Origin of the sequence: Polynucleobacter sp. MWH-HuK1 (genome assembly GCF_018881815.1) — a bacterium.
GTDB lineage: Bacteria > Pseudomonadota > Gammaproteobacteria > Burkholderiales > Burkholderiaceae > Polynucleobacter.
The window spans coordinates 133,156-159,531 of record NZ_JACVPP010000001.1 but is presented as its reverse complement, the minus strand read 5'-3'; the positions used below and the strand labels follow the sequence as shown (position 1 = coordinate 159,531).

The following is a 26,376-nucleotide window of genomic DNA, read 5'->3' as shown; positions in this document are numbered from 1 at the left end:
AAAAAATGGGCGATAGATTAAAAGACAAAGTAACCATCATCACCGGTGCCGCTAAGGGTATTGGTTTTGCTACTGCCCAGCGTTTTGCGCAAGAAGGCGCCAAGGTCATCATTACTGATATCAACCAAGAGGCTGTTAACAGCGCTGCTGCACAAGTCCTGAATGCCGAAGGCTATACCATGAATGTGACTGATCGCGCCAGCATTCAGTCCGTGGTTGATCAGGTGATGCAAAAGCATGGACGAATTGATATCTTGATTAATAACGCTGGCATTACTCAAGATGCGCGCTTGATTAAGATGACCGAAGCTCAGTTTGATACGGTGATTGATGTCAACTTGAAGGGTGTATTTAATTGCACCCAGTTGATTGTTCCGCATATGCTCGAGGCAGGCTCCGGTGCGGTAGTCAATGCATCTAGCGTTGTGGGTCTATACGGTAATTTTGGCCAAACTAATTACTCGGCTACAAAATTTGGCGTTATTGGCTTTACCAAAACATGGGCGCGCGAGCTCGGTCCTAAGGGAGTTCGAGTAAATGCAGTATGCCCAGGTTTCATTGCAACAGAAATGGTCAAAGCTATGCCAGAAAATATTTTGCAAGATATTGAAAAGCGCAGCTGGCTTGGCCGCTTAGGTACTCCCACTGAAATGGCGAACGTTTACTTGTTCTTAGCTAGTGATGAAGCGAGCTATGTCAATGGAGTGGCATTAGAGGCCAGCGGCGGGATCTCCCTCTAAGCATGAACCTTTTATATGAAGAAGGTGGCGACATCAAGATCGCCACAGTACAGTCTGCATCAGGTTCTGGGGATGCGGAGTCATGGCAGGCAACCAGTCTTTCTGGGAAAAAGATCAAGCTCAAAGCCAAAGAGGTTTGGTTGCGCTTTGAAAAGCCAGAAGCGCAGGCCGCTATAGATGAGGCTGGAACTCTAACTGCCGATATTGATTTGCAGTTGCTTTGGGATTGCGCACCAGATGAAGAATTTGGTTTGGTGGATGTTGCTCAAGAGTACTTTGGTTCTCAAGCGACTGTTCCGCAGCAAATCGCACTAGCAATTGCATTGCAGGGAGCCCCTGTTTTCTTTCGTCGTAAAGGGCGTGGCCGCTTTCAGAGGGCACCACTTGAGCAATTGCAGGCAGGCTTAGCAGCTTTAGAGCGTAAGCAAAAAGAGCTTGAGCAGCAATCAGGTTGGCAGCAAGAGTTAGTTGGCGGCACTTTCCCTGAAACCCTCAAATCTTCAGCCAAGCAATTACTTTTTTCTCCCGATAAAAATACTTCTGCGTACAAAGCGTTAATTGCTGCTTGCACCGAGACCGGTGAATCTCCGGCGCAGTTGATGATTCGTTGTGGCGCAATTGATTCACCTTTGGCTTATCACCAGGGGCTGTTTCTGAAGGCGCATTTTCCGAATGGTGCGGCTCACAACCCAGCCGTTGGGGTTGATCAAGCAGCATATGCATCTGCTATTGCTGAGCTTCCAGTCGCCCAAGTACAGGCATTCTCTATCGATGATTACGGTACTACCGAGATCGATGATGCGTTATCAGTCACGTCAATTGATGGTGGGCATCGAATAGGTATTCATATTGCTGCTCCAGGTTTAGCTATTGCAAAAGATGATCCCTTGGATCAAGTTGCGCGTATTCGCATGTCTACGGCGTACTTCCCTGGCGACAAAATTACGATGCTGCCTGATTCGGTCATTGAGCAATTCTCCTTGGATGAAGGCCTGCCAAGGCCTGCCTTATCAATTTATGTGGATATTGATTCGCAAGGTGTCGTCAATCGAGCTACTTTACAGATGCGCGCAGAGATGGTGCCTATGGCAGCCAATTTACGCTTGGAAGATATTGAGCATCTAGTGAGTGAGAAAAGCTTGGTTGATGAAAGCGCAAGTTATCCTTATCGCAAAGAATTAGCCATCTTATGGCAAGCGGCTAAACATCTTCATGCAGGTCGCCAAGAAAAGCGCGTAGCAAATGGTCTGCGTGCCGAGCAACTGGGGCTTGTTGATCCCAATGCTCTGGCAAGAGATTTTCACTTCCAGATACAAGAAATAGATGGTGTGCAGCGCGTTGATATCTTGCCACGTCAACGCGGTTCTATTTTGGACACCATTGTTGCTGAGTGGATGATTTTCTGTAACAGCGCATCCGGACAGCTTCTTGCGGATCATGGTCTGCCAGGATTGTTCAGAACTCAGAAGGGCTGGGGTCCATTGCGTACTCGCATGCAAACTACCCCAGGACCTCATGAAGGTTTGGGCTTGGACTATTACGCTTGGTGCACCTCTCCCTTACGTCGGTATTCCGATTTAGTCAATCAATGGCAATTGATTGCGCTTGCAAAGCATGGTGTGACAGCCAAAATGGTTGCACCGTTTCCGCCGCGCGATGCTACGCTGATGGGCATTGCTGCTGACTTCGAGTCCTGCTATCAAGCGTATGGAGAGTTCCAGGACCGTCTAGAAAAATATTGGTGCTTACGTTGGATCGCGCAAGATGGTGAATCAAAGACTGTAAATGTCCGCCATTTGAAGGAGGGGATGTCCCGCGTCGAGTTAGTCCCACTGCACTTGCCGATTCCTGAGTTAGCTACACATCCCCGCATGACACGTGCAGTAGTAGTGATTGCCGATGTGGATTTATTGCAACTTAGCGCAGGCGTCCGAGTACTAGAAATTGAAGCAAAGTTGGATGCCCCTGAAAATGAATCAGCCGACCAAGCCGAGGGGTCGGAGCTAGATCCAGAGCCATCAGACAAATCTAAAGAAGATGCTAGCCCAGCTTAAATCTCTTGAGATTCCGCGCCCTGAGAGACTCGGTAAGGCCTTGCATTATCTGCATCGCGCATGGAGTCATTACCCATTTCGCTTCGCATTATGTGTCTCCATTCTGATTCATCTTGTGTTCTTATCTTTTCGCTGGGGCGTGGGGGAAATTCAGAGTCGCCGACTTAATACTCCCCTGAGCGTGGTATTGGTTAATGCCAGTAATAAAACACCCCCACAAAAAGCGAGCAAATTGGCTCAAGCCGATTTACACGGTGGCGGCAAAACAGAAAATCAAGACGCTACAGCACTGCATCGCGCTAGATTAGGGGCAGAAGCAAGACTTGAGGTTTTAGAGAAGCAACAAAAGCAGATGCTTGCAAAGCTAGATGAGCAGCGCAATCGCTCTGGTGGTCGTAAAAGTGGTGATGAACAAAAAATTACTCCTCAACTTAATTCTTTAGAAGCTGAATTAGCAAGGCAGCTCCAGTCTGATGGTAGAGAGCCAAGGCGTAAGGTGCTGACTGGCGCCAATACAAAAGCAGTGAGCTTTGCGCACTATTACGATGCCATGCGCCAAAAAATTGAGGCTTATGGCAGCGCATTTTTCCCAAGAGCAAATGGGCGCCCCTTGTATGGCAGCTTAGTGATTGTGGTGAGTGTAGATAACCAAGGAAGAATAACTACGAACGCTCAAGGTAAAGATGGGCTTTCTATTGGTCGTAGTTCCGGCAACCCTGAGTTGGATCGTCAGGCCCTTGCCATCGTTAGAGCTTCAGCTCCCTTTGGCCCCTTCCCTTCGGAAATGCGCAATCAAATTGATGTGTTGGATTGGATCTCTACTTTTGAGTTCACACGCGATGGCATAGATCGCCTAGAACTACGCCATTAATGTAAGTTAACTAACTTTATAAATTCGCTTATTCTGTAGTCATTATGAGCTCACCGAATGCCACCCCTTTGCATACAGACCCAAACCTCTTTGCTGGCGTTGATGTTTATGCCGTGGCTGGTAATCCGATTGCCCACAGTAAATCTCCGGTAATTCATCAACATTTTGCAGAGCAAGCAAAGCAGACTATGTACTATGGTCGTCTTCAGCCTGATGTGGATGCTTTTGCGCAAGCAGCGAAAGCGTTTTTTGCTGCAGGTGGCAAAGGTATGAATGTCACAGTGCCTTTTAAGTTGGACGCACAAAATCTGGCTGATGTATTAACACCTCGCGCCCAATTGGCGGGCGCCGTTAATACTTTGTGGAAAACAGAGGGCAAAATTTTTGGTGATAATACCGATGGCGCCGGTCTCGTGCGGGATCTTTTGGCGCAAGGTATTGCACTACATAGTGCTCGTATTTTGTTAATTGGCGCTGGTGGAGCAGCGCGCGGCGTGATTGGTCCTTTGTTGGAGCAAGCTCCAAAAGCGCTCATCATCGCCAATCGCTCTAGTGCTAAAGCCGATGAATTGGTCAAACTCTTTGCTGATCTAGCAGCCTCCAAAGAGGTGGCGCTGGAGTCTCGGACTTTAAGTGATCTTGATGATCCTACAAAAACACAGCACCCATTTGATTTGGTTATCAATGCCACGGCTGCTGGTCTGACGGATGAATCGCCTTTGAGTTCCCAGGCAGTGAGTAATATTTTTGTGCCAAGCTCTTTTGCTTATGATATGGTCTATAGCAAAACCACCGCTTTTATGCAGCAAGCTCTTCAACGGGGAGCAAGGGTGAGCGATGGCCTTGGTATGTTGGTCGAGCAAGCGGCAGATGCATTTTTGCTATGGCGTGGTGCGCACTTGGTAAATTTAATTGATCCTCGCGCAGTATTGGCAGGGCTACGTAGCTAATTTGTTCTGATGCGCTGGCTTCTCTATCCAGTGAAATGTTTGCTAGCAGGATTTGTGGCGATGCAAATCTTCTTTGCCTTACAGATTGCTTTATGGGTTGGTCTAGATCCTAGCAGTACTGCTTTTCAGAGAGCTGAGCGTTGGCGTCTGTGCTCATGGCGTTGGAGTTGCTCCGTGCAATCTCGATGGGTTCCTTATGACAAAATCTCTAATAATCTCAAGCGCGCAGTTCTGGTCAGTGAAGACGATATCTTTTTTCAGCATAGTGGTGTGCGGGTAGAGGATATGCAAAAAGCTTGGCAGAAGAATCAACAGCAAAATCAGCAAAAAACTCAAGCAGGCAATAAATCAAAAACAGCTTTGCGAGGTGGTTCAACTATTACGCAGCAGTTAGCAAAGAATCTCTTCCTCTCCTCTGAGCAAAACTATTTGCGTAAAGGGCAAGAGCTCATCATCACCGGGCTTTTGGAGTTGACCTTATCAAAACAGAGGATGTATGAGATTTACCTCAATTCTGTGGAGTGGGGCGAAGGTATTTTTGGAGTTGGTGCTGCATCCCAGCACTATTACGCTACAAGTCCAGCGGCACTTGACCGAAATCAGGCTGCTGCACTGGCTTCAGCGTTACCTGCGCCCAAGTGTTTTGATAAGCAACAGTATTGCCGCCGTGGAAGTATTAATTATTTAGCTCGCCAAGAATTTATCTTGGAAGGTATGGATCGGGTTGCATTAGCGCCTTACCCAAAAAAGTAAGCGCGTTCAGTAATTTCTTAGTTATTTATTTGTTGCAGCTCTGAGAGCATCACGTGTGCTTAGGGCAACCGCTCTGGCGGCTTCTGCAAAATCACTTCCGGAGCTAGCGTACAGAATAGCTCTGGAAGAGTTAATGATCATCCCAGTCCCCGGCTTACCTGCGATTTTTCCTGCACTGACGGTGGCGTTAATATCACCACCTTGAGCGCCAATGCCCGGAATTAGCAAAGGCATCTCACCAACGATGGCTCGTACTTTGGCGATTTCTTCTGGGAAGGTTGCTCCAACAACCAGGCTAATCTGACCGGACTGGTTCCATTCCTGCGCAGCGAGTTTAGCTACGTGAAGATAAAGTGGCTCACCATTCGGGGCTACGTTCAGAAACTGCAAATCAGATCCACCTGGATTTGATGTGCGACACAAGACAATCACGCCTTTGCCTGGATGTTTGAGGTAAGGCTCAATTGTGTCAAAGCCCATATAGGGATTCACGGTTACCGCATCTGCACCATAGCGATCAAAGGCTTCCAGAGCATAGTGGTCCGCAGTGCTGCCAATATCCCCACGTTTGGAATCAAGAATCACGGGGATATGGGGGTATTTATCTTTGAGATGCTGAATCAGTTTTTCTAGTTGAGCTTCGGCTCTTTGTGAGGCAAAGTAGGCAAACTGGGGTTTGAAGGCGCAGACTAAATCCGCAGTCGCATCAGCGATTTCGCGACAGAACTCATAGATACCCTCTGGTTTCCCTTGCAGGGATGGGGGTAAGCGCTTTGGATCTGGGTCAAAACCAACGCACAGCATGCTGCCTTGGGAAGCCCATACGGACTGGAGTTGCTGGTTAAAGGTATTTGAGCGAGAGTTCATTGGATTTGGCTTATTTTAGTGAAACTGTCATGTTCTATAGGATAAACTAGCGCACATTCCTTAGGAGTTCACCATGATCAACTTGTTCGTCCTGCAAAATGGCCGCCTCTCTCAAGAGCAAGTCGAAGATCGCAATGAATTGTTGCAATATGCCAATCCTATCTGGATTGACGTGGTTGATCCAGAAGAAGAGGAATTAATCTGGATTAAAGAGGCGTTTGGCGTACTCTTGCCTGAGTTGGATGACTTGGGTGACTTGGAAGCTTCTGCGCGTTATTTTGAAGCAGATGATGGTCACCTCCATATTCGTACTGATTTCTTATTGGATGAAGAAGAAACTTCTCGTAACGTTCGAGTCGCTTTCGTTCTCACCAAACAAGTGTTGTTCTCGATTCATGATGAAGACTTGCCAGTGTTCCGTTTGGTTCGCTTGCGTGCGCGTTTGCGTCCAGGATCAGTAAGCAATGCAAAAGACGTATTGCTAGATTTGTACTCAACCGATGCTGAGTACTCTGCGGATGCTTTGGAAGAGGTTTATGAAAACCTTGAACAAGCAGGTAAGAGAGTCTTGCAAGATGACATTAATGATGCGGATGCAGAGCAAGTTCTCGAGACAATTGCAAAAGAGGAAGATACCAACGGACGTATTCGTCGTAATGTGATGGATACCCGCAGAGCCTTATCTTTTCTGATGCGCAGCAAGTTGCTCTCTGATGAGCAGCAAGAGGAAGCGCGTCAAATTTTGCGCGATATTGATTCGCTTGAGAACCATACTGCCTTCTTATTCGATAAGATTAACTTCTTAATGGATGCGACTGTCGGTTTCATTAATTTGAACCAATCCAAAATTATCAAGATCTTCTCGGTGGTATCCGTAGCTTTGATGCCGCCAACTTTACTTGCCAGTATCTGGGGTATGAACTACAAACATATGCCAGAATTGGATGCAATTTGGGGCTATCCAATGGCGATTGCTGCAATGTTAATCTCGGCAATCATCCCACTTTGGTACTTCCACAGTAAAGGCTGGATGAAGTAATGAACTGCTTGTAGTTTTAACTTCTAAGTAAGGCAATTAACTCAGCAAGTGCAAACTCGGTTGCTTGCTCTCTTACCTTTTGACGATCGCCGTTAAAGTGCATAGTTTTGGTTAGTGTTCGATTTGCGGTTGCCCAGCCAAACCAAACAGTGCCAACCGGTTTTTCGGATGTGCCGCCAGATGGTCCTGCTACCCCGGTAATTGAAATGGCCACATTGCTTCCTGAATTGATCCTGGCGCCCTGGGCCATGGCCTTGGCTACGGCCTCGCTGACTGCCCCATGAGCCTCGATGATCTCTGCTGGCACCCCAAGGCATTCAGTTTTAGCTTCGTTGCTATAGGTAATGTAGCCACGTTCAAACCATTTGCTTGATCCTGATAGCTCAGTTAAGGCGGCGCAAACCAGGCCCCCAGTACAAGACTCAGCGAGTGATACCGTCCAATTTCTGGAAAGCAAAATCTCAGCCAATTTTTTAGTGAGGTCCGCTGTATTCATTAATGTTCGTTATTTAATTAGAAACTGCAATAAGGCAATTATGAGAAGTGTGCAAAAAGCAGCTGCAAGATCATCAATCACAATTCCAAAACCGCGCCAAATAATTTGCAATAGAGAAGATCGCTTGGAGTGATCGGTTATCGTATTTTTAAAGTGGCGGTCAATTATTCCAATGGGGCCAGGTTTCATTGCATCAAAATAACGGAATAGTGCAAATGCAAATGCTTGCATCCAAATACTGGTTGGCATGATGAAGATCAGAACTAACCAAAAAGCAACAATTTCATCCCAAACAATTCCACCAAAATCTTTTTTGCCAAGCTCTTCGCTGACCTGACCGCAGATCCAGCAGCCAAGCAATATGCCACCACCAATAATCCAGAGAAAATCTTCAGTGCTGAGAAAATATTCGCCAACCAGAAAAGCCGCCCAGGCCCAGAGAGTGCCGGCAGTCCCTGGTGCTGCGGGGCTGAGGCCGCTGCCAAAGCCAAATGCAATGGTTCGGCTAGCAGTTTGAAATACCCACTTAAAAGTTGGCTTTACTTCTACAGAATGCTGAAGATTTGTCATGATGCAAAGTGATCAAATGATTTTAAAAGCGGTGCAGCTTCTGCATCACTTAAGGGTATGCCAGACTCATTGAGTAAATGCACTTTTACTGCAACATTCCTTTTCGGAACAGTTTTACCAATCATAGTGAGAGGTAATCCGATCGATTTGCTAATCGCTTGGATATTGTTACGTTGACTTGCTGGGGCAGTAAAGCAAATTTCATAGTCATCTCCACCGCAGGCTGCAAATTGATTTTGAATTTGTACATCTTGTTTTTGCAATGTGTCAGATTTTGGTAGCTTGTCCAATTGAATTTCAGCGTCGACTTGTGACTGTCTCAAAATATGACGTAAGTCGCCAAGAAGGCCATCGGATACATCTAAGGCGGCACTCGCAATATTTCTGAGTTTCATACCCAATGCAATTCTGGGGGTGGGGTTGTGCATACGGTGTTCTATCTGTTGTAAATCTTCGACAGATAGCGTTATTTCATGACGCAGTGCAGCAAGAGAAAGCCTGGCATCTCCAACGGTTCCAGAAACCCAGATATCGTCACCCGGTTTTGCCCCTGATCTACGAATGGCTTCTCGTATAGGTAGGGCGCCAAAAGCAGTGATTGAAATCGTCAATGGTCCAGCTGTGGTGTCGCCTCCTATGAGGGGGCATGAGTACTCATTCGCCATGGCAAAAAGGCCTTTAGAGAATGCCTCTAACCATGTGTCGTCTACTGTTGGTAGGGCAATTGCCAGCGTAAATCCGAGGGGTCTTGCACCCATGGCGGCTAAGTCAGAAAGGTTGACTGCTAGGGCTTTACGGCCTAATAAGTCGGGATTTGCGCCTGCAAAAAAATGCCTGCTCTCAACCAGCATGTCACTGGTAATGGCGACTTCCTCATCTGCCCTAGGTTTGATTAGGGCGCAATCATCACCAATTCCCAGGGAAATAGCCTGATCTGCATTGGTCCGCAAAGAATTAGCAGCCGTTTTAAAAAAACGTTCGATCAGGTCAAATTCCCCAAAGGGTTTGGAATGAGAAGACATGTCTCATTTTATGGTGGTTATGTGGCGAACGCCCGAGAGGAATAGAATTAAGCTCTTAACAGTCTTAGATTCAATAGAGATAAGACGAAATTTAGCGAGCCAGTGAATGAGTAAAGAAAACAATAAAGAGCAACAAATTGCAGCCTTAAGAGCTGCAGCCCTCCAATACCATGAGTTTCCTACTCCGGGCAAAATTGAAATTGCCCCAACCAAACAATTAACCAATCAACGAGATTTAGCGCTCGCTTACACGCCTGGTGTTGCAGCCCCTTGTGAAGAAATTGTTAAAGATCCTGCCAATGCTTTTAAGTACACCGCAAAAGGAAATTTAGTTGGCGTCATTACGAACGGCACTGCCGTTTTAGGTTTGGGAAATATTGGGCCATTGGCAAGTAAGCCAGTGATGGAAGGTAAGGCAGTTCTTTTTAAGAAATTTGCTGGTATTGATGTTTTCGATATCGAAGTGAATGAAAACGATCCAGATAAGTTAGTAGAAATTATTGCGGCATTAGAGCCAACATTTGGCGGTATTAATTTAGAGGATATTAAAGCGCCAGATTGTTTTGTGGTTGAGCGCAAGTTACAAGCGCGCATGAAGATTCCAGTCTTCCATGATGACCAGCACGGTACTGCGATTGTGGTCGCAGCCGCTATCCTTAATGGTTTGAAGGTCGTTGGCAAGAAGGTAGAAGACGTAAAGCTCGTCACTTCTGGGGCGGGTGCAGCTGCATTGGCTTGTTTAGATCTATTGGTTGATCTTGGCATTCAGCGCAAAAATATTTGGGTAACAGACTTGGCTGGTGTTGCTTACAAAGGTCGTAAAGAGTTGATGGATCCAGAGAAGGAACCATTCTGCCAAGACACAGATTTACGTACTCTCGATCAAGCAATTGAAGGTGCTGATATTTTCTTGGGTCTCTCTGCTGGTGGCGTTCTTAAGCAAGATATGGTTAAGAAGATGGCGCCCAAGCCATTGGTTTATGCGTTGGCAAATCCAACCCCAGAAATCTTGCCTGAGGAAGTGAAAGCAGTACGTCCAGATGCAGTGATGGCAACCGGACGCACTGATTATCCAAACCAAGTTAATAACGTATTGTGTTTTCCATTCATCTTCCGTGGTGCATTGGATGTAGGTGCAACGACTATCACTCGTGGCATGGAAGTCGCAGCAGTTAAGGCTGTGGCAGAGTTGGCTCAAGCTGAGCAGAGTGAGGTAGTGGCGTCGGTTTACGGCATTGAAAACCTTTCCTTTGGTCCGGAGTATTTAATTCCAAAACCATTTGATCCGCGTTTGATCACTGTGATTGCTCCAGCAGTTGCTAAAGCTGCAATGGATGATGGTGTTGCATCACGCCCGATTAAAGATTTCGACGCATACCGCAATCAGTTGCAACAATTTGTGTACCACTCTGGTACTTTGATGAAGCCACTCTTTAGCATTGCTAAACGTGTGCCTGCAAATCAAAAACGTATTGTATTTGCTGAAGGTGAAGATGAGCGCGTATTGCGTGCAGTACAAATCATTATTGATGAGCATTTGGCAACGCCAATTCTGATTGGTCGCCCAGCCGTGATTGAGCATCGCATTGTGAAGTTCGGTCTTCGTATGAAGGCGGGTGATGACTTTGAGGTTGTTAACCCAGAGAATGATCCGCGCTACCGTGACTTCTGGCAAACCTATCTCGGCCTTGCAGAACGTAAGGGTGTCACCGAGTCTTTTGCTAAATTAGAGATGCGTCGCCGCAATAGTTTGATCGGCTCCATCATGATTATCAAAGGCATGGCTGATGGCATGATTTGTGGGACCGTAGGCAATTCTTCAACTCATCTTAAGTATGTGGATGAGGTAGTTGGTCGTGAAGCTGGCGCTAATGTGTACGGTGCAATGTCTGGTTTGATCTTGCCAGGCCGCCAAGTATTTTTGGTTGATACACACATCAACATCGATCCAACTGCTTGCGAATTAGCTGAGTTGACTTTGATGGCTGCAAGTGAAATGCGTAAGTTAGGTCTCGTACCTAAAGTGGCACTTCTTTCCCATTCCAATTTTGGTTCAAGCAATGCGCCATCTGCGATCAAAATGCGTGAAGTATTAGCAATGATTCAGAAAGCAGATCCAACCCTAGAGGTCGATGGTGAAATGCATGGCGATAGCGCTTTGGATGAAACTATTCGTGCGGGTGCGGTAACCTCATCACCATTAAAAGGCGACGCCAACCTTTTAGTTTTGCCAAATATTGATGCGGCAAATATTTCTTACAACTTGCTGAAAACAGCAGCCGGTAATGGCATTGCAATTGGCCCATTGTTATTAGGTGTTGCTAAGCCAATCCATATCCTGACCCCAGCAGCTACAGTTCGTCGTATTGTGAATGTGACAACTTTGGCGGTTGTGGAGGCGGCAAGCAACGCAAGAGGCATTTCTTAAGACCCTAAAATTATGTAAGTTAGTAATAACTTACATAATTTATTTTTATATAAATCAGTGTGTTACATAAAATGCACTGTATTTGGGCTTGATTTGATGGCGTGTTAAGGGTAACCTAGCACCCATCATGAATAATCGCTCTGAAAACAGCAATACAGCCAGCTTCGAAGAACATAGCCGCGCTGAAAGTTGGGATAGCAATGATCGACTTGAAACCGAATCATCTGCTGCCAATATTTATGCTGAAGGCGGTTTATCTCGTTTACAAACCTATGCAGCAAATCAAGTTTCGGGGAAAAAAGTGACAGCTTCTTGGCGTGCCGCTTTGGCCGTTCGCGATGCCGGACCGCCGGCTATGTTGCGCAGTGTGCGCCCAAATATTGTGCAATCTATTCGTGCTTTCCGTACTCCTGATTTGCAGGAGGCGGCAACAGAATTGGGTCAACACTTCATTTATGCCAATTGTGCCAATGCAATGACTAAAGGTGAGGTTTTGGAGTCCATTGCGATTGCTTATTCATTTACGAAGCAGCAGGCAAAAAATTACGATCCTTTGTTGGATGCTTTGACCACTACAGTTGATAAGTCTGGCCCACAGCCTGGCTTTGTTGTTGTCCTTGAAGGCTTGCCTTGCACTCAGAAGTTCGACAAAGAAGCACGCGAAACACTTTTAGACGTTTTCCGTGATGCAGTTGATTTCTGGGCCGAGCGCCGCACCCCGTATCGCGTCTTCTATTCTTTTGCTTAATAGGAAAAAGCCTTAGAACTTAAATAAATCGCCTCTATTTGAGGCGATTTTGCATTTCTGGGCTCCACACGCTATGCACCACTGTTATAGCGACCACACCAGCCGTTTCTGTTCTCAGCACGCGCTCACCTAAGGAAACTAATTGATAGCCTGCAGCTTCCGCCTGAGCCTCTTCTTCAGGGGAGTGGCCACCCTCTGGCCCGATCATGAGGACGATATCCTGGGGTTTGTTTTCAATCAGCACTGAATACATGCTTTTAGTTGCATCGGGGCTTAACAGTAGCTTGAGGGGTGGTTTTGGGGTCGCCTTTAAATAAGCTTCAAAGGTTTGAATGGGTTCTAAGCTAGCAAAGACAGTTCGATCACATTGTTCGCAAGCGGCTTGAATGATTCCCTCCCAGTGAGCAAGTCGCTTTTGGGCGCGCTCAGCATCGCTTGTGCGAGTCAGCTTAAGAATGGAGCGCTCACATTGCATCGGGGCAATATTTTGGGCGCCAGTCTCAACCGCTTTTTCGACAATCCAGTCCATTTTGTCGCCACCAGCCAGTCCCTGGGCCACGGTGATGGCGTAAGGGGTCTCGCGGTGGGTATCCATGCGGATATCGGTTAGCTGAACTTGACCTGTTTTGCCACTCAAAGAGAGTAGCTCACCCTTGGCAATCTGGCCTTTTCCATCAAATACAGGGAAGAATTCCCCGGTCTGAACGCGTCGAACACGCAAATGGTGGGCAACCTCGGGTGTGAGGGTCATTGGCTTTTGGGATTCCCATGGTCCGGGAAGATAAAATTGAGGCATTACTGAAATATAGCCAATTTATTTTTCTCGAGACCACTTTTACGATGTCAAACCTTCAAATTCGCATGGCCAATGCCATTCGCGCTTTATCTATGGATGCAGTTCAGCAGGCAAATTCAGGACATCCTGGTATGCCGATGGGAATGGCGGATATTGCCGTAGGTCTTTGGAGTGAACATTTAAAACATAATCCAACCGATCCACATTGGATTGATCGAGATCGTTTTGTTTTATCAAACGGTCACGGTTCCATGTTGTTGTATTCACTCTTACATCTTTCTGGATACGACTTACCAATTGAAGAGTTGAAAAATTTCCGTCAATTGCATAGCAAGACACCAGGACATCCTGAATATGGAATTACACCTGGAGTAGAAACAACTACTGGACCATTAGGCCAAGGAATTTCGAATGCGGTTGGCATGGCATTGGCTGAGAAATTACTTGCTGAAGAATTTAATCGTCCTGGCCACAACATCATTGATCACTACACCTATGTATTTTTAGGTGACGGTTGTTTGATGGAAGGCATCAGCCACGAAGTTTGTTCTTTGGCTGGCACTCTCAAGCTCAATAAGTTAATTGCATTGTGGGACGACAACGGCATCTCGATTGATGGCAAAGTTATTTCTTGGTTTAATGAAGACACGCCTAAGCGCTTTGAAGCCTATGGCTGGAATGTCATTCGCGATGTGGATGGTCATGATGCAGAAGCGGTTTCTGCCGCCATTGCCAAGGCGAAAACGAGTGATAAGCCAACTCTGATTTGCTGTAAGACTGCAATTGGTCAAGGCTCACCAAATATGGCTGGTAGCGATAAAGTGCACGGCTCACCATTAGGCGCCGCTGAAATTGCAGCTACTCGCGTTGCTTTGAACTGGCCTTATGCTCCGTTTGAAATTCCGAAAGATATTTATGCGGCGTGGGATTTTAAAAAGCGTGGTCAAGCAGCAGAGCATGAGTGGAATAAAGAATTCCAGAAATATAAAAATAAATTTCCAGAGCTTGCTTCTGAATTACAGCGCCGCATGGAAGGTGAATTGTCAAAAGACTTTTCATCTACCTTAAATGCGTATTTAAAAACTTGCCAATCTAAAGCTGAGACTATTGCTACTCGTAAAGCAAGTCAAAATGCGATTGAAGCTTTAGCACCAGCATTACCAGAATTTATGGGCGGCTCCGCTGACTTAACAGGCTCCAACTTAACCAATTGGTCTACATGCAAGCCAGTGCGTGGTGATCAGTGGGGTAATCACATCAATTACGGTGTGCGCGAATTTGGTATGAGCGCCATCATGAATGGTATCGCTCTGCATGGCGGCTATATTCCATTTGGCGGTACCTTCTTAACATTCTCCGATTACAGCCGTAATGCCTTGCGTATGGCTGCGTTGATGAAGCTACGCAGCATTTTTGTCTTTACTCATGACTCAATCGGCCTGGGCGAAGATGGCCCTACCCACCAGTCTGTAGAGCACGTAGCCAGCTTACGCCTCATTCCAAATCTAATGGTTTGGCGTCCCTGTGACACCACCGAGAGCGCCGTAGCCTGGGGTTCAGCTATTGAGCGCAAAAATGGCCCTAGCGCCTTAATCTTCAGTCGTCAGAATTGCCCATTTGTGTCTCGTACTCCTGCGCAAATCAAAGAGATTTCTCGCGGTGGTTATGTATTGCGTGATCCATCTGGCAAGATGGATGCAGTGATTATGGCTACTGGTTCTGAAATTGCTCTTGCTTTGCAAACAGCACAGCAATTAGAAAGAGAAGGTTTAGGCATTCGCGTTGTTTCGATACCTTCGACCACCGTATTTGATCAACAAGATGCTGCATACAAGGCAAAAGTTTTACCCGCAGGTATTCCACGTATTGCAGTTGAAGCAGGTGTAAGCGATTTCTGGTGGAAGTATGGTTGTGCAGCGGTACATGGTGTTGATACTTTTGGTGAATCAGCGCCTGCGCCACAACTCTATGAACACTTTGGTCTAACAACTGATCAAATTGCGAAGACAGTTAAGCAATGCATCGCAAAGAAATAATTCAAATACGAAATAAATTCAATATTAGTAAAGGGAAATAAATGACAATTCGTGTCGCAATTAATGGTTATGGGCGTATCGGCCGCATGGTATTGCGTGCTTTATATGAAGATCAAGTAAACGGTAAACCACGCCGTGATATCAAGATTGTTGCGATTAATGCGATGGGCGATATTGCCATTAATGCTCACTTGACTCAATACGATTCAGCGCACGGTCGCTTCCCAGCTGAAGTCTCGGTTGATGGTGATTGCATGGTGGTAAATGGTGATCGCATCAAGATGTTCTGTACACGTAACCCTGCAGAAACTCCTTGGGGTGAATTGGGCGTCGATTTGGTTTTAGAGTGCACAGGTAAGTTCACCTCTAAAGAAAAAGCGATGATTCATATTGAGCAGGGCGCGAAGAAAGTATTGATTTCTGCTCCTGGTGAAAAAGATGTGGATGCAACGATTGTGTACGGCGTAAACCAAAACGTACTTAAGCCAAGCGATGTAGTTGTATCGAATGCAAGCTGCACAACAAACTGTTTGGCTCCACTGGTGAAGCCACTCCTAGAAAAGATTGGCATTGAATCTGGCTTGATGACAACGATTCATGCATTTACAAACGATCAAGTCTTGACTGACGTGTATCACAAGGATATGCGTCGTGCGCGCTCTGCTGTAACAAGCATGATCCCAACGAAGACTGGTGCTGCCAAGGCAGTGGGCTTGGTTCTGCCAGCATTGGCTGGTCGCTTTGATGGTTTTGCGATGCGTGTACCAGTAATTAACGTTTCAGTAGTTGACCTCACATTTGCTGCAAGTCGCGCTACTAGCGTGGATGAGGTGAACTCGATACTTAAGGCTGCCAGTGAAGGCGAGCTCAAAGGTATTTTGGGCTTCAATACCTTGCCATTAGTTTCAATCGACTTTAATCATGACCCACGTCCAAGTATTTATGATGCCTCCCAAACTCGCGTTTCTGCGGATGGCGAGTTGGTTAAGGTATTGGCTTGGTATGACAACGAGTGGGGTTATTCAGTTCAAATGCTCAATGCTGCTGAAGCATTAATGGCTGTAAAGTAATAAAAACTATCTAACAGTAGTTAAAAGTTGTTAAAAAACGCTTAAATCTTCTTTTTAAGCTTAATTATGTGAAAAAGACCTCAATTTGAGGTCTTTTTTGCTTCTAGGGGCTAAAAACAGCCTATTTTGCTTGTTTATTACGGCAATTTTTCTTCTGACACTGGCCATACATGGCCAAAGAGTGTTCCTGGAGCTTAAATCCAAGGTTTTTAGCAATATCACGCTGTCTTCTTTCAATTGCTTCGTCTACAAACTCCTCGACGTGCCCACAATCAATGCAGACCAAGTGATCGTGATGCTGCCCCTCATTCAGTTCGTAGATGGCTCTGCTATCCCCTTTGCTGGATTCAAAATGGCTACGTAGGAGGAGGCCTGCTTGTTCAAATTGGGTAAGAACCCGATATACAGTGGCTAAACCAATCTCTTTATCCTCTTTTGCTAGGGCCATAAAAACGTCTTCAGCGCTAAAGTGGGTACCACCGTTTTGATGGAAAAAATCCAGAATTTTCATCCTTGGCCCAGTCGCTTTCAGGCCAATATCACGTAAATTTTCAGGGGTAGGGATTTGGGTCATATAAAGGGCATTGGGAGCTAAAATCAATGTCTTAATGATACGGCCAGCCATGCAAAATTGCCTTGAACTTTTTACCCGCTTTTTGAACCCAGTTTTAAAGGGGGTTTATTCCCCTGTTCGACTGGGAGTTGTGGCCCTCACTCTATTTGGACTCATGGGAGTGGTTGGCTGCACTTCTGCGGTTGATGAAACTCAGCGCGCTTGGATGAATAAGATTTTTAGACCTTATGTTCCTGATGTCGTGCAGGGCAACTTTATTTCTAGCGAGCAGTATGTAAAGCTACAGCTTGGTATGAGTCGCGAACAGGTGCGTCAAATTTTAGGCACACCTTTGTTGGCAAGTTACTTCCACGCAAATCGCTGGGATTATATTTTTGAATATAAACGTTCTGGTCAACTAATTGGCAAAGAGCGTCATGTCACCATATTTTTTGATGGTGACAAAGTAGTGAAGTTTGAGGGTGACGCATTGCCTACTGAGATTGAGTTGGTTGCGGAGATTGACAACTACTCCAAAACAAAGCGTTCATTCTGGGATGTTATTACTGGATCCAATAAACCCCCAGTTACTCCTCCATTGCAGAGTCCAGAATTATTGGTTCCAAGCAAGACAGATAATTTAGCTGCTGGTGCGGCTACTCCTCCTGCACCAAATAGCAGTTCATTCTGGGACTTCTTTGGTTCCTCAAAGAATGATTCGGCAGCGCAGTCTCTGCAGTTGGGGCCAGGCACTTTAAATGATGTGCCAAAGGCAGCGGATTCTAAATAATAAATACCACTTTTTTACTGATGCCAAGACTACCTTTTTGGCTCACTTGAATAAGAAGCGAAGAAACACATGATGAAGATTGCAATTGCAGGCGCAACAGGTCGTATGGGAAAGATGTTGATTGAGGCTGTCCTCAATACAGCAGACGCACAATTAGTTGGTGCTCTTGAACATGCTTCATGCCCACAGCTGGGCGAAGATGCTGGCGCATTCTTAGGTAAAAAGACTGGTGTACTGATCTCTTCTGATGTTGCTCAGGTGTTAGCCGACGCGCAATTCTTGATCGACTTCACAAGGCCGGAAGGCACCATGGCTCATTTGGCAGTTGCCGAAAAGACCGGCACCAAAATGATTATTGGCACTACCGGTCTCACTGCCGACCAAATTGCGAACTTGAAAAAAGCTTCGTCTAAATTAGCAATTGTGTTTGCTCCAAATATGAGTGTGGGTGTTAATGCCACGTTTAAGCTCCTCGAGATCGCGGCCAAGATGCTCAATCAGGGTTATGACATTGATATTATTGAAGCGCATCATAAACACAAAGTAGATGCACCTTCTGGTACAGCACTCAAGATGGGTGAAGTGATCGCGGATGCGTTGGGCGAGAAATTAGATGACGTTGCAGTCTATGCGCGTGAAGGTCATACCGGCGAACGCAAAGAGGGTACGATTGGTTTTGCAACCATTCGTGGCGGCGATATCGTAGGTGACCATACCGTGTTATTTGCTGGTGATGGTGAGCGTATTGAAATCAGTCATAAGTCTTCGAGCCGTCAGTCTTACGCACAGGGATCATTGCGAGCTGCCCGTTTTTTGCAAGACCAAACCAGCGGTTTATTCGATATGCAAGACGTTCTTGGCTTGCGTAAATAATTGGTTAATCAATTCAAGATAGAAGAAAAGAGTTGTCGCAGAATGAGTAAGGATTATGACTACCGCAGTATTGAAGCCGCAGCGCAAGCTGATTGGGAAAGTGCGCAAGTCTATCAAGTAACAGAGAAGGTAGTTGATGCACAAGGCAAACAAAAGCCAAAGTACTACGCTTGCTCTATGTTGCCTTATCCATCTGGCAAGCTCCACATGGGGCATGTACGCAACTACACCATTAATGATGTAATGGCACGTCAGCTTCGCATGCAAGGCTACAACGTCCTCATGCCAATGGGTTGGGATGCTTTTGGTATGCCTGCTGAAAATGCGGCGATTCAGAATAAAGTACCTCCAGCAAAATGGACCTACGACAACATTGCTTATATGAAAAAGCAAATGGCTGCGATGGGTTTAGCTATTGACTGGTCGCGCGAAGTAGCAACTTGTAGTCCTGATTACTATCGTTGGAACCAGTGGCTCTTTTTGAAGATGCTGGAAAAAGGTATTGCCTACCGTAAAACTCAGGTAGTGAATTGGGATCCAATCGATCAAACTGTTTTAGCGAACGAACAAGTGATTGATGGTCGTGGTTGGCGCTCCGGAGCTCTGGTAGAAAAGCGTGAGATTCCGGGTTATTACTTCAATATCACTGCATATGCTGAACCATTGCTCTCTGGCTTAGAAGGCTTGGGTTGGCCAGAGCGTGTGAAGACCATGCAGCAAAACTGGATTGGCAAGAGTCGTGGTGTGCGCTTTGCGTTTAAGCACGAAATCGCTGACGACCATGGCAACTTCACTCAGGATGGTCTGTTGTATGTATTCACTACCCGTGCAGACACCATCATGGGCGTTACTTTCTGCGCAGTTGCAGCAGAACATCCTCTGGCCACTAAAGCGGCCGCCAATAATCCAGCACTTGCTGCATTTATTGAGAAATGCAAAACCGGAAGCGTGATCGAGGCAGACTTAGCTACCCAAGAAAAAGAAGGAATGTTTACTGGTCTGTATGTCACACATCCTTTGACGCATGAGCCAGTGCCTGTCTGGGTTAGCAACTACGTTCTGATGTCTTATGGTGACGGCGCAGTTATGGGTGTGCCCGCACATGATGAACGAGATTTTGCATTTGCGCTGAAGTATAAGTTGCCGATTAAGCAAGTCATTGCGCTCAAAGAAGAATCACCCATGTTCAACGCCACTCGTTGGGAAGATTGGTATGCCCAAAAGGAAGGCGTTGTTTGCTTCAACAGCGCTCAGTTTGATGGCTTATCTCACGATGAGGCAGTGGGTGCTGTTGCTAAAGAATTAGAAAAGCTCGGCATTGGCGAAATCAAGACGACCTATCGCTTGCGCGATTGGGGTATTTCCCGCCAACGTTACTGGGGTACACCGATTCCAATTATTCATTGTGGCGATGAAAGCAATCCTGGTTGTGGCGCAGTGCCGGTGCCTGAAGCCGATTTACCAGTGGTGTTGCCTGAAGATTGCGTGCCAGATGGTAGCGGTAATCCACTCAATAAACGCGCTGACTTTTTGAATGTAAAGTGTCCGAAGTGCGGCAAGCCTGCACGCCGTGAAACCGACACTATGGATACCTTTGTCGATTCTTCTTGGTATTTCATGCGCTACACGGGTCCGAATGCGAAGACCATGGTGGATGAGCGTAATGAATATTGGATGCCAATGGATCAGTATATTGGTGGCATTGAGCATGCGATTTTGCATCTACTTTATGCGCGTTTCTGGACTAAGGTCATGCGTGATCTCAACCTTATTACCTTTGATGAGCCATTCCAGAATCTTTTAACACAAGGCATGGTGCTTAATGAGACTTATTACTCCGAAGATACATCGGGTAAGAAGACTTGGCTCAACCCATTGGATGTGGAATTAGATCTCGATGAAAAAGGTCGTCCTAGAGGCGCCAAGTTAATTGGTGATACTTCAAATACCCCAGTAGTAGTTGGTGGCGTTGAAAAGATGTCAAAGAGTAAGAACAATGGTGTTGATCCGCAAGCCTTAATTGATGAGTATGGCGCAGATACAGCTCGGTTGTTTGTGATGTTTGCGGCCCCTCCTGAGCAGCAGTTAGAGTGGTCGGGCGCTGGGGTGGATGGTGCCTCTCGTTTCTTGCGCCGTGTATGGATGTATTCCAGCAGCCAGACGAGTGCTTTGCGTGATGTATCTGATACGCTGCCAAGTAACTTAAATGATGCTGAAAAAGAATTGCGTCGCGAAGTGCATACCATCTTGAGGCAAGCTAACTTTGACTATCAGCGCCGTCAGTACAACACAGTTGTTTCTGCAGCAATGAAAATGCTCAATATTCTTGAGCCTATTAAGCTTGATCAAAATACTGCAATCAGCGCACCAGTCTTGCGTGAATGTTTAAGTATCTTATTGCGTATTCTGTATCCAGTAGTTCCGCATTTGACTCATGTCTTATGGAAAGAAGTTGGCTATGCCAAAACATTGGGCCCTCTACTTGATGCCCCATGGCCTGCTGTAGATGAGGCAGCATTGGTTCAGACTGAAATGACATTAATGTTGCAAATTAATGGCAAATTGCGTGGCGACATTAAAGTGCCGGCAGATGCAAGCAAAGAGCAAATCGAAGCAATGGCATTGCAAAGTGAGCCCGCACAAAAAGCTTTAAATGGCGGCACACCGAAGAAGGTGGTTGTGGTGCCTGGTCGCTTAGTCAACATAGTTGCTTAAATAGAAAATATAAACATGAGCGTAAATTCTCTTCGTCGCGCAATGTTAGGCTTAATAGCCACTGCTCCGGTAATGGGGTTGATCGCATGCGGCTATCGCTTGCGCGGTATGGTGGATTTGCCCTTCAAGGTTATTGCGATTACCGGCAATCCATCGCCTCCTTTGAGGGCTGATTTGCAGACAGCAATTTTGACGGGCACCGATGCAAAGGTAGCGATCAATCCTAAAGATGCGGATCTGATCTTAGAAATTACTAATGATGTTAACGGTCGTGAGATCTTGGCCTATAACTCCAGCGGTCAGATTTCAGCTTATCGCCTCAATATTCGGGTAGGCTTTAGGGCTTTTGATTTGGCGGGTGCTGAGATAGTTCCTGAGGCAGAGATTTATATGACTCGTGATATGGACTTTAGCGTTACAACGGTCTTGGCGACAGATGTTCAAATCCAGCAGTTCCTGGGGCTGATGCGTCGTGACTTGGCTATTCAGATCCTGCGACGCGTATCTGCCGCCGCCAAATCACCGCAATCCAGAGTGTTTTAAAGCGGACCAAACTCGCATGGTTAAAGTTGATGCCCTGCAAGCACACCTCAAATCTCTGAGTTCGGGCGGACCCATGTTGCCACTCTATATTTTTAGTGGCGATGAACCTCTATTAATGATGGAGGCGATGGATCAATTAAGATCTGCTGCGAAGAAACAAAGCTTTACAGAGCGTGAAGTTTTGCTGCAGGAGCGTGGATTTGATTGGAGTGCTTTACTGAGCGCTGGCCAGACAATGTCTTTGTTTGGAGATAAACGCTGGGTAGAGTTGCGAATTCCGACTGGTAAGCCTGGACGTGATGGAGCAGATGCTTTAAAGCAATTTGCCGCTCAAATCGCTGCGCAGTCAAATGGCTCAGATGGTCCAGATACCGTAGTTTGTATTGTTTTGCCTCGTTTGGATGGCAAGACCAAGACTTCCGCTTGGTTTAGTGCGCTTGATGATGCGGGTATGGCGATTCAGATTGATTCATTGGATCGCAGCCATTTGCCCCATTGGATTTCGGGACGCCTCAAGCGTCAAGATCAAGAAGTAGAAGCTGGACCTGAAGGTCAGCGCGCACTCGAATTTATAGCTGATCAAGTTGAGGGCAACCTAATTGCTGCCCACCAAGAGATCCTGAAATTAGGCCTACTCTATCCTGCTGGAAAACTCAGCGAGGAGCAGATTCGCTCTTCGATTCTGAAGGTGGCGCGCTACAACGTTTTTGAGTTAACCGAAGCCATGCTTGCAGGGGATTTGGCAAGACTGAATCGTATGTTGGATGGCCTCAAAGGCGAGGGTGAGCCGCTAGTATTGATTCTGTGGAGCGTAACTGAAGAGCTTCGGATACTATCTAAACTAAAGGCGGCGAGTGATGCTGGGGAGTCTGTGCAAAACCTCATGCGTGCCAATCGAATTTGGGGAAATAAAGAGCGTTTATATCCAGCGGCATTGAGAAGAGTTCAACCGCTCAAACTCCGCAGAGCAATGCAAGTGGCTGCAGGATTGGATCGCCAGGTAAAAGGTCTGCACGCAGCAGAGTTGCCTGCAGATCCCTGGGATGGTCTGCGTTTAGTTGGCAATTTATTGCGTTAAGAAGTAAAGACATCAAATATAAAAGTAAATTTAAAGAAGTAATAAAAGAGTAGCAAGAGAGCAATAAGAGAATAAAAATGAGTTCACCTATCAAAGAAATGATGTATGACATTGGGATGCGAGCACGTACCGCATCTCGAGCTATGGCGCGTGCATCTAGCGAACAAAAGAATCAGGCTTTATTACATATTGCGAAAGTTATTCGTCAAAAGGCATCCGAGATTCAGAAGGTTAATCAGGTCGATGTTGAGCGTGCCAAAGCAAATGGCCAAGATGCGGCGTTTGTCGATCGTTTAACCATGACTCCAAAGACAATCGAAACGATGGCCTTGGGTTTAGAGCAAATCGTCTCCTTGAAAGATCCTATTGGAAAAATTACCCCGCTTCAGAAACAGGCTTCTGGCATTGAGATAGGTCAAATGCGTGTGCCGCTTGGAGTGATTGGCATTATTTATGAGTCTCGTCCTAATGTCACCATTGACGCTGCAGCACTCTGCTTAAAGTCGGGAAATGCTGTGATTTTGCGTGGTGGATCTGAGGCAATCGATTCTAATACCTTGCTTGCTCAGATTATTCAGGATGGCTTAGCAGCCGCTGGATTACCTAAGGATGCTGTGCAAGTAGTGACAACAACAGATCGTAGTGCTGTTGGTGAAATGATCACTATGACTCAATACATTGATGTCATCGTGCCACGCGGTGGTAAGAGTTTGATTGCGCGTTTGATGGCTGAAGCACGTGTACCTATGATTAAGCACTTAGACGGAATCTGCCATACCTATATTGATGGGGATGCTGATGTAGCAATGGCGGTGAAGGTCTGTGATAATGCTAAGACACAACGCTATGCTCCTTGTAATGCAATGGAGACCTTACTCGTAAATCAAGAGATAGCACAGAAGGTCTTGCCTACACTGTGCAAGATTTATCAAGATAAGGGTGTGGAGTTGCGTGTGGATGGCATAACTCGCAAAACACTCGAAGCAAATGGCTTTCAGAATTTAATTGATGCCACAGAAGAAGATTGGCAGACAGAATACTTAGCTCCAATTTTGTCAATCAAGACAGTTGCCAATATAGATGAAGCGATGAATCATATCGAGCAATACGGCAGTAAACATACGGACGCCATTATTACTAACAATAAGGCACAAGCGGACCGTTTCTTACGCGAAGTGGATAGTGCTAGTGTGATGGTCAATGCCAGCACTCGCTTTGCGGATGGCTTTGAATATGGCTTGGGTGCTGAGATCGGCATTTCCAATGACAAACTGCATGCCCGCGGTCCAGTTGGCTTGGATGGCCTGACCTCCTTAAAGTACGTGGTTATGGGTCATGGTGAGATTCGTACTTAATTTATTAAACAGTAAACGCACAATATATGAGTAATTCTTACCTCTGGGTTAAAACTTTCCACATCGTATTTATTACCTCATGGTTTGCCGGTTTGTTTTATTTACCTAGAATTTTTGTGAACTTGGCGGAAGAAAAAAATGTGGAGGCTTATGCGCGCCTACTGGGCATGGCTGATCGCCTGTTTCGTTTTATGACTATCTTGGCGGTCCCAGCGGTCTTATTGGGTATAACGCTGTGGCTTCACTTTGGTATTGGTCGTGGCGATGTATGGATGCACGCTAAATTATTTTTTGTGATTCTCGTGATTGGTTATCACCATGCTTGTTTAAGTTTGCTCAAAAAATTCCGAGCCGGTGCAAATAAGCGATCTGGTATTTGGTTTCGTTGGTTTAATGAAGTGCCAGTTATTTTGTTGGTCATTATTGTTGCCTTGGTATTGTTTAAGCCTTGAGTCCAACCAATAAGTACAGTTTATTTTTTTAATATCCCCATTTATAGATTGTTAGCCCCATGAGATTTTTTGTTGTATGCCCAGGCGGTTTAGAAGTGCCGCTTGCCCAGGAGCTAGCAGAGATAGCTGGACGTCCAGAATGTAAGGCTTTGGGGGCATGGGTAATCGATCCAACACCTACAAGTCCAACTGGTGGTATTGGTCTAGCTGCACCAATATCTGCTGCAATGGTATTGAATTTGCATTCTCGTATTGCAAGCCGCGTTCTGTTGCAAATGGCGCAAGCCCCCTATCGTCAAGAAGATGATCTCTATAAGCTAGCTAGCGGTTTAGCGTGGGAAGAATGGTTTACCTCAAAGCAAACTTTGCGAGTGGATGTCACAGCCCATCGCTCTCCACTCAAGAGTCTCAATTTTGCTACGCTCAAAATTAAAGATGCGATTGTGGATCGCTTGCGTGATGTAACAGGCGATCGACCAAGTATTGATACTGCTTTCCCGGATGTGCGAGTACAAGCCCATTTAACAGCAACCCAAGTCACTATTTATTTGGATACTTCTGGTGAGGCTTTATTCAAACGTGGCTGGCGAGATGAAAAGGGCGATGCACCCCTTAAAGAAAATTTGGCTGCTGGGATTTTGTCTTTTACTGCTTGGAAGCCTGGTCAAACATTATTTGATCCAATGTGCGGTAGCGGCACCTTTTTAATTGAAGCTGCCCAGATTGTTTTATCTATTCCACCTGGTGCTATTCGTGCAGGTATGTATGGCGATGATGCCAAGCCAAACAGACTAGCTTATCGTCCTTTAGTGACTTCGGCGCATGGGTTTGGTTTTCAGCGACTCAAGCCTTTTAATGAAGTTGCCGAACAGAAGCGTTGGGTTGATTTAAAAGAGGCCGCTCTTGCGCAGATGCTGGAAAAACGTAAGCAGTACCCTAGCGTTGATAACTTAAAAATTACTGGTGGTGATATTAATGAGAAGTTGGTATCCATGTTCAAGGGTAATTGGCAAAGAGCGCAATTGCCTGATCAGCCGGTAGTTCGTCAGATTGATGCCTTAGCTGCTAAGCCGCCTGGGAGTGTGAATGAAGGCGTGATGTTGTTGAACCCCCCTTATGGTGAGCGGTTGGTCATCAAGGGTGGTCGTGGCCAAGATCGCACTTCTAGTCGAGATGCTAAGTACGATGGTGCAGATGAACCTGAAAACCGCTTCGAACTGAATTTGGAGACAGGTCGTCAAAGTGCTAAACGTTCTAGCCGTGAATCATTGAAAAAGTTGCAGGCCCAAGAAGAGCAGGATCCTAAATTTGTGGAGTTTTTGCGTCAGTTTGGCCAGCATCTAAAAGATGATTTTGGCGGGTGGAATATTTTTGTACTTACCGCAGATATGGCACTTCCAGGTCAATTGCGCATCAAAGAATCTAAGCGCACTCCCTTGTTTAATGGTCCTCTTGAGTGCCGTTTATTCAAGTTTGAGATGCATGCGAAGCGCCCAGCTTAAGTCGCTATAAAACCTTAAAATAAGACCAGAAGCATAGTAAACAAAAGATAGATCAAAGAACATCAGAGAGCAAGG

Annotated in this window: 24 protein-coding genes; 18 read left to right on the top strand and 6 right to left on the bottom strand. The window is 46.0% G+C overall.

What is annotated here, in order from left to right:
• Positions 1 to 5 precede the first annotated feature (5 nt).
• Genes fabG through mtgA form a run of 5 tightly spaced genes read left to right on the top strand, consistent with a single transcriptional unit; the run spans position 6 to position 5,368 of the window.
• On the top strand, positions 6 to 740 hold the full coding sequence (gene fabG / locus ICE93_RS00785; RefSeq protein ID WP_216184532.1) for a 3-oxoacyl-ACP reductase FabG: 735 nt from the start codon (positions 6 to 8) through the stop codon (positions 738 to 740).
• A 2-nt stretch (positions 741 to 742) separates the two neighbouring features.
• The gene (locus ICE93_RS00780) at positions 743 to 2,794 is read left to right on the top strand and encodes a ribonuclease catalytic domain-containing protein (RefSeq protein WP_216184529.1); all 2,052 of its coding nucleotides are present in this window, start codon (positions 743 to 745) and stop codon (positions 2,792 to 2,794) included.
• Positions 2,778 to 3,665 carry an energy transducer TonB gene (locus ICE93_RS00775; protein WP_216184526.1) on the top strand — a complete coding sequence of 296 codons (888 nt, stop codon included), beginning with the start codon at positions 2,778 to 2,780 and terminating at the stop codon, positions 3,663 to 3,665. The genes ICE93_RS00780 and ICE93_RS00775 overlap by 17 nt, the downstream gene beginning before the upstream one ends.
• A gap of 44 nt (positions 3,666 to 3,709) precedes the next feature.
• The gene (aroE, locus tag ICE93_RS00770) at positions 3,710 to 4,615 is read left to right on the top strand and encodes a shikimate dehydrogenase (protein ID WP_216184523.1); all 906 of its coding nucleotides are present in this window, start codon (positions 3,710 to 3,712) and stop codon (positions 4,613 to 4,615) included.
• Between the two features lie 9 nt (positions 4,616 to 4,624).
• Complete coding sequence (gene mtgA / locus ICE93_RS00765; protein WP_216184520.1) at positions 4,625 to 5,368, top strand: monofunctional biosynthetic peptidoglycan transglycosylase; 744 nt, start codon at positions 4,625 to 4,627, stop codon at positions 5,366 to 5,368.
• Between the two features lie 21 nt (positions 5,369 to 5,389).
• Here mtgA and pyrF read toward each other — a convergent pair whose 3' ends face one another.
• On the bottom strand, positions 5,390 to 6,235 hold the full coding sequence (gene pyrF, locus ICE93_RS00760) for an orotidine-5'-phosphate decarboxylase (RefSeq protein WP_216184517.1): 846 nt from the start codon (positions 6,233 to 6,235) through the stop codon (positions 5,390 to 5,392).
• A gap of 73 nt (positions 6,236 to 6,308) precedes the next feature.
• Between pyrF and corA the strand changes: the two genes are divergently transcribed.
• Positions 6,309 to 7,274, top strand: coding sequence for a magnesium/cobalt transporter CorA (gene corA / locus ICE93_RS00755; RefSeq protein ID WP_216184515.1), 966 nt, complete (start codon positions 6,309 to 6,311; stop codon positions 7,272 to 7,274).
• A 16-nt stretch (positions 7,275 to 7,290) separates the two neighbouring features.
• Here the strand turns inward: corA and ICE93_RS00750 are convergent, their stop codons facing one another.
• Genes ICE93_RS00750 through thiL form a run of 3 tightly spaced genes read right to left on the bottom strand, consistent with a single transcriptional unit; the run spans position 7,291 to position 9,362 of the window.
• Positions 7,291 to 7,770, bottom strand: a complete 480-nt coding sequence (locus ICE93_RS00750) for a CinA family protein (RefSeq protein ID WP_216184513.1) — start codon at positions 7,768 to 7,770, stop codon at positions 7,291 to 7,293.
• Between the two features lie 9 nt (positions 7,771 to 7,779).
• Complete coding sequence (locus tag ICE93_RS00745) at positions 7,780 to 8,340, bottom strand: phosphatidylglycerophosphatase A (RefSeq protein WP_216184510.1); 561 nt, start codon at positions 8,338 to 8,340, stop codon at positions 7,780 to 7,782.
• Complete coding sequence (gene thiL, locus ICE93_RS00740) at positions 8,337 to 9,362, bottom strand: thiamine-phosphate kinase (RefSeq protein ID WP_216184507.1); 1,026 nt, start codon at positions 9,360 to 9,362, stop codon at positions 8,337 to 8,339. The genes ICE93_RS00745 and thiL overlap by 4 nt, the downstream gene beginning before the upstream one ends.
• Before the next feature lie 106 nt (positions 9,363 to 9,468).
• Here thiL and ICE93_RS00735 point away from each other — a divergent pair, with 106 nt between their 5' ends.
• Positions 9,469 to 11,790: an NADP-dependent malic enzyme gene (locus ICE93_RS00735; protein ID WP_216184504.1), complete on the top strand. Its 2,322-nt coding sequence runs from the start codon at positions 9,469 to 9,471 to the stop codon at positions 11,788 to 11,790.
• 127 nt (positions 11,791 to 11,917) lie between these two features.
• A complete protein-coding gene (locus ICE93_RS00730) occupies positions 11,918 to 12,538 on the top strand; it encodes a barstar family protein (protein WP_216184501.1) in 621 nt (206 codons plus the stop codon).
• Between the two features lie 34 nt (positions 12,539 to 12,572).
• On the opposite strand, the gene ICE93_RS00725 is transcribed toward ICE93_RS00730, so the two are convergent.
• Positions 12,573 to 13,334, bottom strand: coding sequence for a 16S rRNA (uracil(1498)-N(3))-methyltransferase (locus ICE93_RS00725; protein ID WP_216184498.1), 762 nt, complete (start codon positions 13,332 to 13,334; stop codon positions 12,573 to 12,575).
• A gap of 44 nt (positions 13,335 to 13,378) precedes the next feature.
• Here ICE93_RS00725 and tkt point away from each other — a divergent pair, with 44 nt between their 5' ends.
• On the top strand, positions 13,379 to 15,370 hold the full coding sequence (gene tkt, locus ICE93_RS00720) for a transketolase (RefSeq protein WP_216184495.1): 1,992 nt from the start codon (positions 13,379 to 13,381) through the stop codon (positions 15,368 to 15,370).
• Positions 15,371 to 15,411: 41 nt separating this feature from the next.
• A complete protein-coding gene (gap, locus tag ICE93_RS00715) occupies positions 15,412 to 16,440 on the top strand; it encodes a type I glyceraldehyde-3-phosphate dehydrogenase (RefSeq protein ID WP_216184492.1) in 1,029 nt (342 codons plus the stop codon).
• 121 nt (positions 16,441 to 16,561) lie between these two features.
• Here gap and fur read toward each other — a convergent pair whose 3' ends face one another.
• Positions 16,562 to 17,005: a ferric iron uptake transcriptional regulator gene (gene fur / locus ICE93_RS00710; protein WP_216188182.1), complete on the bottom strand. Its 444-nt coding sequence runs from the start codon at positions 17,003 to 17,005 to the stop codon at positions 16,562 to 16,564.
• A gap of 139 nt (positions 17,006 to 17,144) precedes the next feature.
• On the opposite strand from fur, the gene ICE93_RS00705 reads away from it, so the two are divergent.
• The 8 genes from ICE93_RS00705 to ICE93_RS00670 all read left to right on the top strand — a co-directional run bounded on the left by ICE93_RS00705 (position 17,145) and on the right by ICE93_RS00670 (position 26,301).
• Positions 17,145 to 17,783 (top strand): outer membrane protein assembly factor BamE, encoded by a 639-nt coding sequence (locus tag ICE93_RS00705; protein WP_370624578.1) that lies wholly within the window; start codon positions 17,145 to 17,147, stop codon positions 17,781 to 17,783.
• Between the two features lie 72 nt (positions 17,784 to 17,855).
• Positions 17,856 to 18,656, top strand: a complete 801-nt coding sequence (gene dapB / locus ICE93_RS00700; protein ID WP_216188180.1) for a 4-hydroxy-tetrahydrodipicolinate reductase — start codon at positions 17,856 to 17,858, stop codon at positions 18,654 to 18,656.
• 42 nt (positions 18,657 to 18,698) lie between these two features.
• Positions 18,699 to 21,371 (top strand): leucine--tRNA ligase, encoded by a 2,673-nt coding sequence (leuS, locus tag ICE93_RS00695; RefSeq protein WP_216184486.1) that lies wholly within the window; start codon positions 18,699 to 18,701, stop codon positions 21,369 to 21,371.
• A gap of 15 nt (positions 21,372 to 21,386) precedes the next feature.
• Positions 21,387 to 21,914, top strand: a complete 528-nt coding sequence (gene lptE / locus ICE93_RS00690) for an LPS assembly lipoprotein LptE (protein ID WP_216184483.1) — start codon at positions 21,387 to 21,389, stop codon at positions 21,912 to 21,914.
• Positions 21,915 to 21,930: 16 nt separating this feature from the next.
• On the top strand, positions 21,931 to 22,992 hold the full coding sequence (gene holA / locus ICE93_RS00685) for a DNA polymerase III subunit delta (RefSeq protein WP_216184480.1): 1,062 nt from the start codon (positions 21,931 to 21,933) through the stop codon (positions 22,990 to 22,992).
• A gap of 77 nt (positions 22,993 to 23,069) precedes the next feature.
• On the top strand, positions 23,070 to 24,347 hold the full coding sequence (locus ICE93_RS00680) for a glutamate-5-semialdehyde dehydrogenase (RefSeq protein WP_216184477.1): 1,278 nt from the start codon (positions 23,070 to 23,072) through the stop codon (positions 24,345 to 24,347).
• 26 nt (positions 24,348 to 24,373) lie between these two features.
• A complete protein-coding gene (locus ICE93_RS00675) occupies positions 24,374 to 24,799 on the top strand; it encodes a CopD family protein (protein WP_216184474.1) in 426 nt (141 codons plus the stop codon).
• Positions 24,800 to 24,858: 59 nt separating this feature from the next.
• Positions 24,859 to 26,301: a class I SAM-dependent RNA methyltransferase gene (locus tag ICE93_RS00670; RefSeq protein ID WP_216184471.1), complete on the top strand. Its 1,443-nt coding sequence runs from the start codon at positions 24,859 to 24,861 to the stop codon at positions 26,299 to 26,301.
• Positions 26,302 to 26,376 lie beyond the last annotated feature (75 nt).

Coding starts and splice junctions, on each gene's coding strand:
- tkt (WP_216184495.1), top strand. CDS start 13,379: ATGTCAAACCTTCAAATTCGCATGGCCAATGCCATTCGCGCTTTATCT.
- gap (WP_216184492.1), top strand. CDS start 15,412: ATGACAATTCGTGTCGCAATTAATGGTTATGGGCGTATCGGCCGCATG.
- mtgA (WP_216184520.1), top strand. CDS start 4,625: ATGCGCTGGCTTCTCTATCCAGTGAAATGTTTGCTAGCAGGATTTGTG.
- holA (WP_216184480.1), top strand. CDS start 21,931: ATGGTTAAAGTTGATGCCCTGCAAGCACACCTCAAATCTCTGAGTTCG.
- pyrF (WP_216184517.1), bottom strand. CDS start 6,235: ATGAACTCTCGCTCAAATACCTTTAACCAGCAACTCCAGTCCGTATGG.
- ICE93_RS00735 (WP_216184504.1), top strand. CDS start 9,469: ATGAGTAAAGAAAACAATAAAGAGCAACAAATTGCAGCCTTAAGAGCT.
- ICE93_RS00730 (WP_216184501.1), top strand. CDS start 11,918: ATGAATAATCGCTCTGAAAACAGCAATACAGCCAGCTTCGAAGAACAT.
- ICE93_RS00675 (WP_216184474.1), top strand. CDS start 24,374: ATGAGTAATTCTTACCTCTGGGTTAAAACTTTCCACATCGTATTTATT.
- ICE93_RS00725 (WP_216184498.1), bottom strand. CDS start 13,334: ATGCCTCAATTTTATCTTCCCGGACCATGGGAATCCCAAAAGCCAATG.
- dapB (WP_216188180.1), top strand. CDS start 17,856: ATGAAGATTGCAATTGCAGGCGCAACAGGTCGTATGGGAAAGATGTTG.
- fabG (WP_216184532.1), top strand. CDS start 6: ATGGGCGATAGATTAAAAGACAAAGTAACCATCATCACCGGTGCCGCT.
- ICE93_RS00680 (WP_216184477.1), top strand. CDS start 23,070: ATGAGTTCACCTATCAAAGAAATGATGTATGACATTGGGATGCGAGCA.
- ICE93_RS00745 (WP_216184510.1), bottom strand. CDS start 8,340: ATGACAAATCTTCAGCATTCTGTAGAAGTAAAGCCAACTTTTAAGTGG.
- ICE93_RS00780 (WP_216184529.1), top strand. CDS start 743: ATGAACCTTTTATATGAAGAAGGTGGCGACATCAAGATCGCCACAGTA.
- leuS (WP_216184486.1), top strand. CDS start 18,699: ATGAGTAAGGATTATGACTACCGCAGTATTGAAGCCGCAGCGCAAGCT.
- thiL (WP_216184507.1), bottom strand. CDS start 9,362: ATGTCTTCTCATTCCAAACCCTTTGGGGAATTTGACCTGATCGAACGT.
- ICE93_RS00750 (WP_216184513.1), bottom strand. CDS start 7,770: ATGAATACAGCGGACCTCACTAAAAAATTGGCTGAGATTTTGCTTTCC.
- corA (WP_216184515.1), top strand. CDS start 6,309: ATGATCAACTTGTTCGTCCTGCAAAATGGCCGCCTCTCTCAAGAGCAA.
- aroE (WP_216184523.1), top strand. CDS start 3,710: ATGAGCTCACCGAATGCCACCCCTTTGCATACAGACCCAAACCTCTTT.
- lptE (WP_216184483.1), top strand. CDS start 21,387: ATGAGCGTAAATTCTCTTCGTCGCGCAATGTTAGGCTTAATAGCCACT.
- ICE93_RS00670 (WP_216184471.1), top strand. CDS start 24,859: ATGAGATTTTTTGTTGTATGCCCAGGCGGTTTAGAAGTGCCGCTTGCC.
- ICE93_RS00775 (WP_216184526.1), top strand. CDS start 2,778: ATGCTAGCCCAGCTTAAATCTCTTGAGATTCCGCGCCCTGAGAGACTC.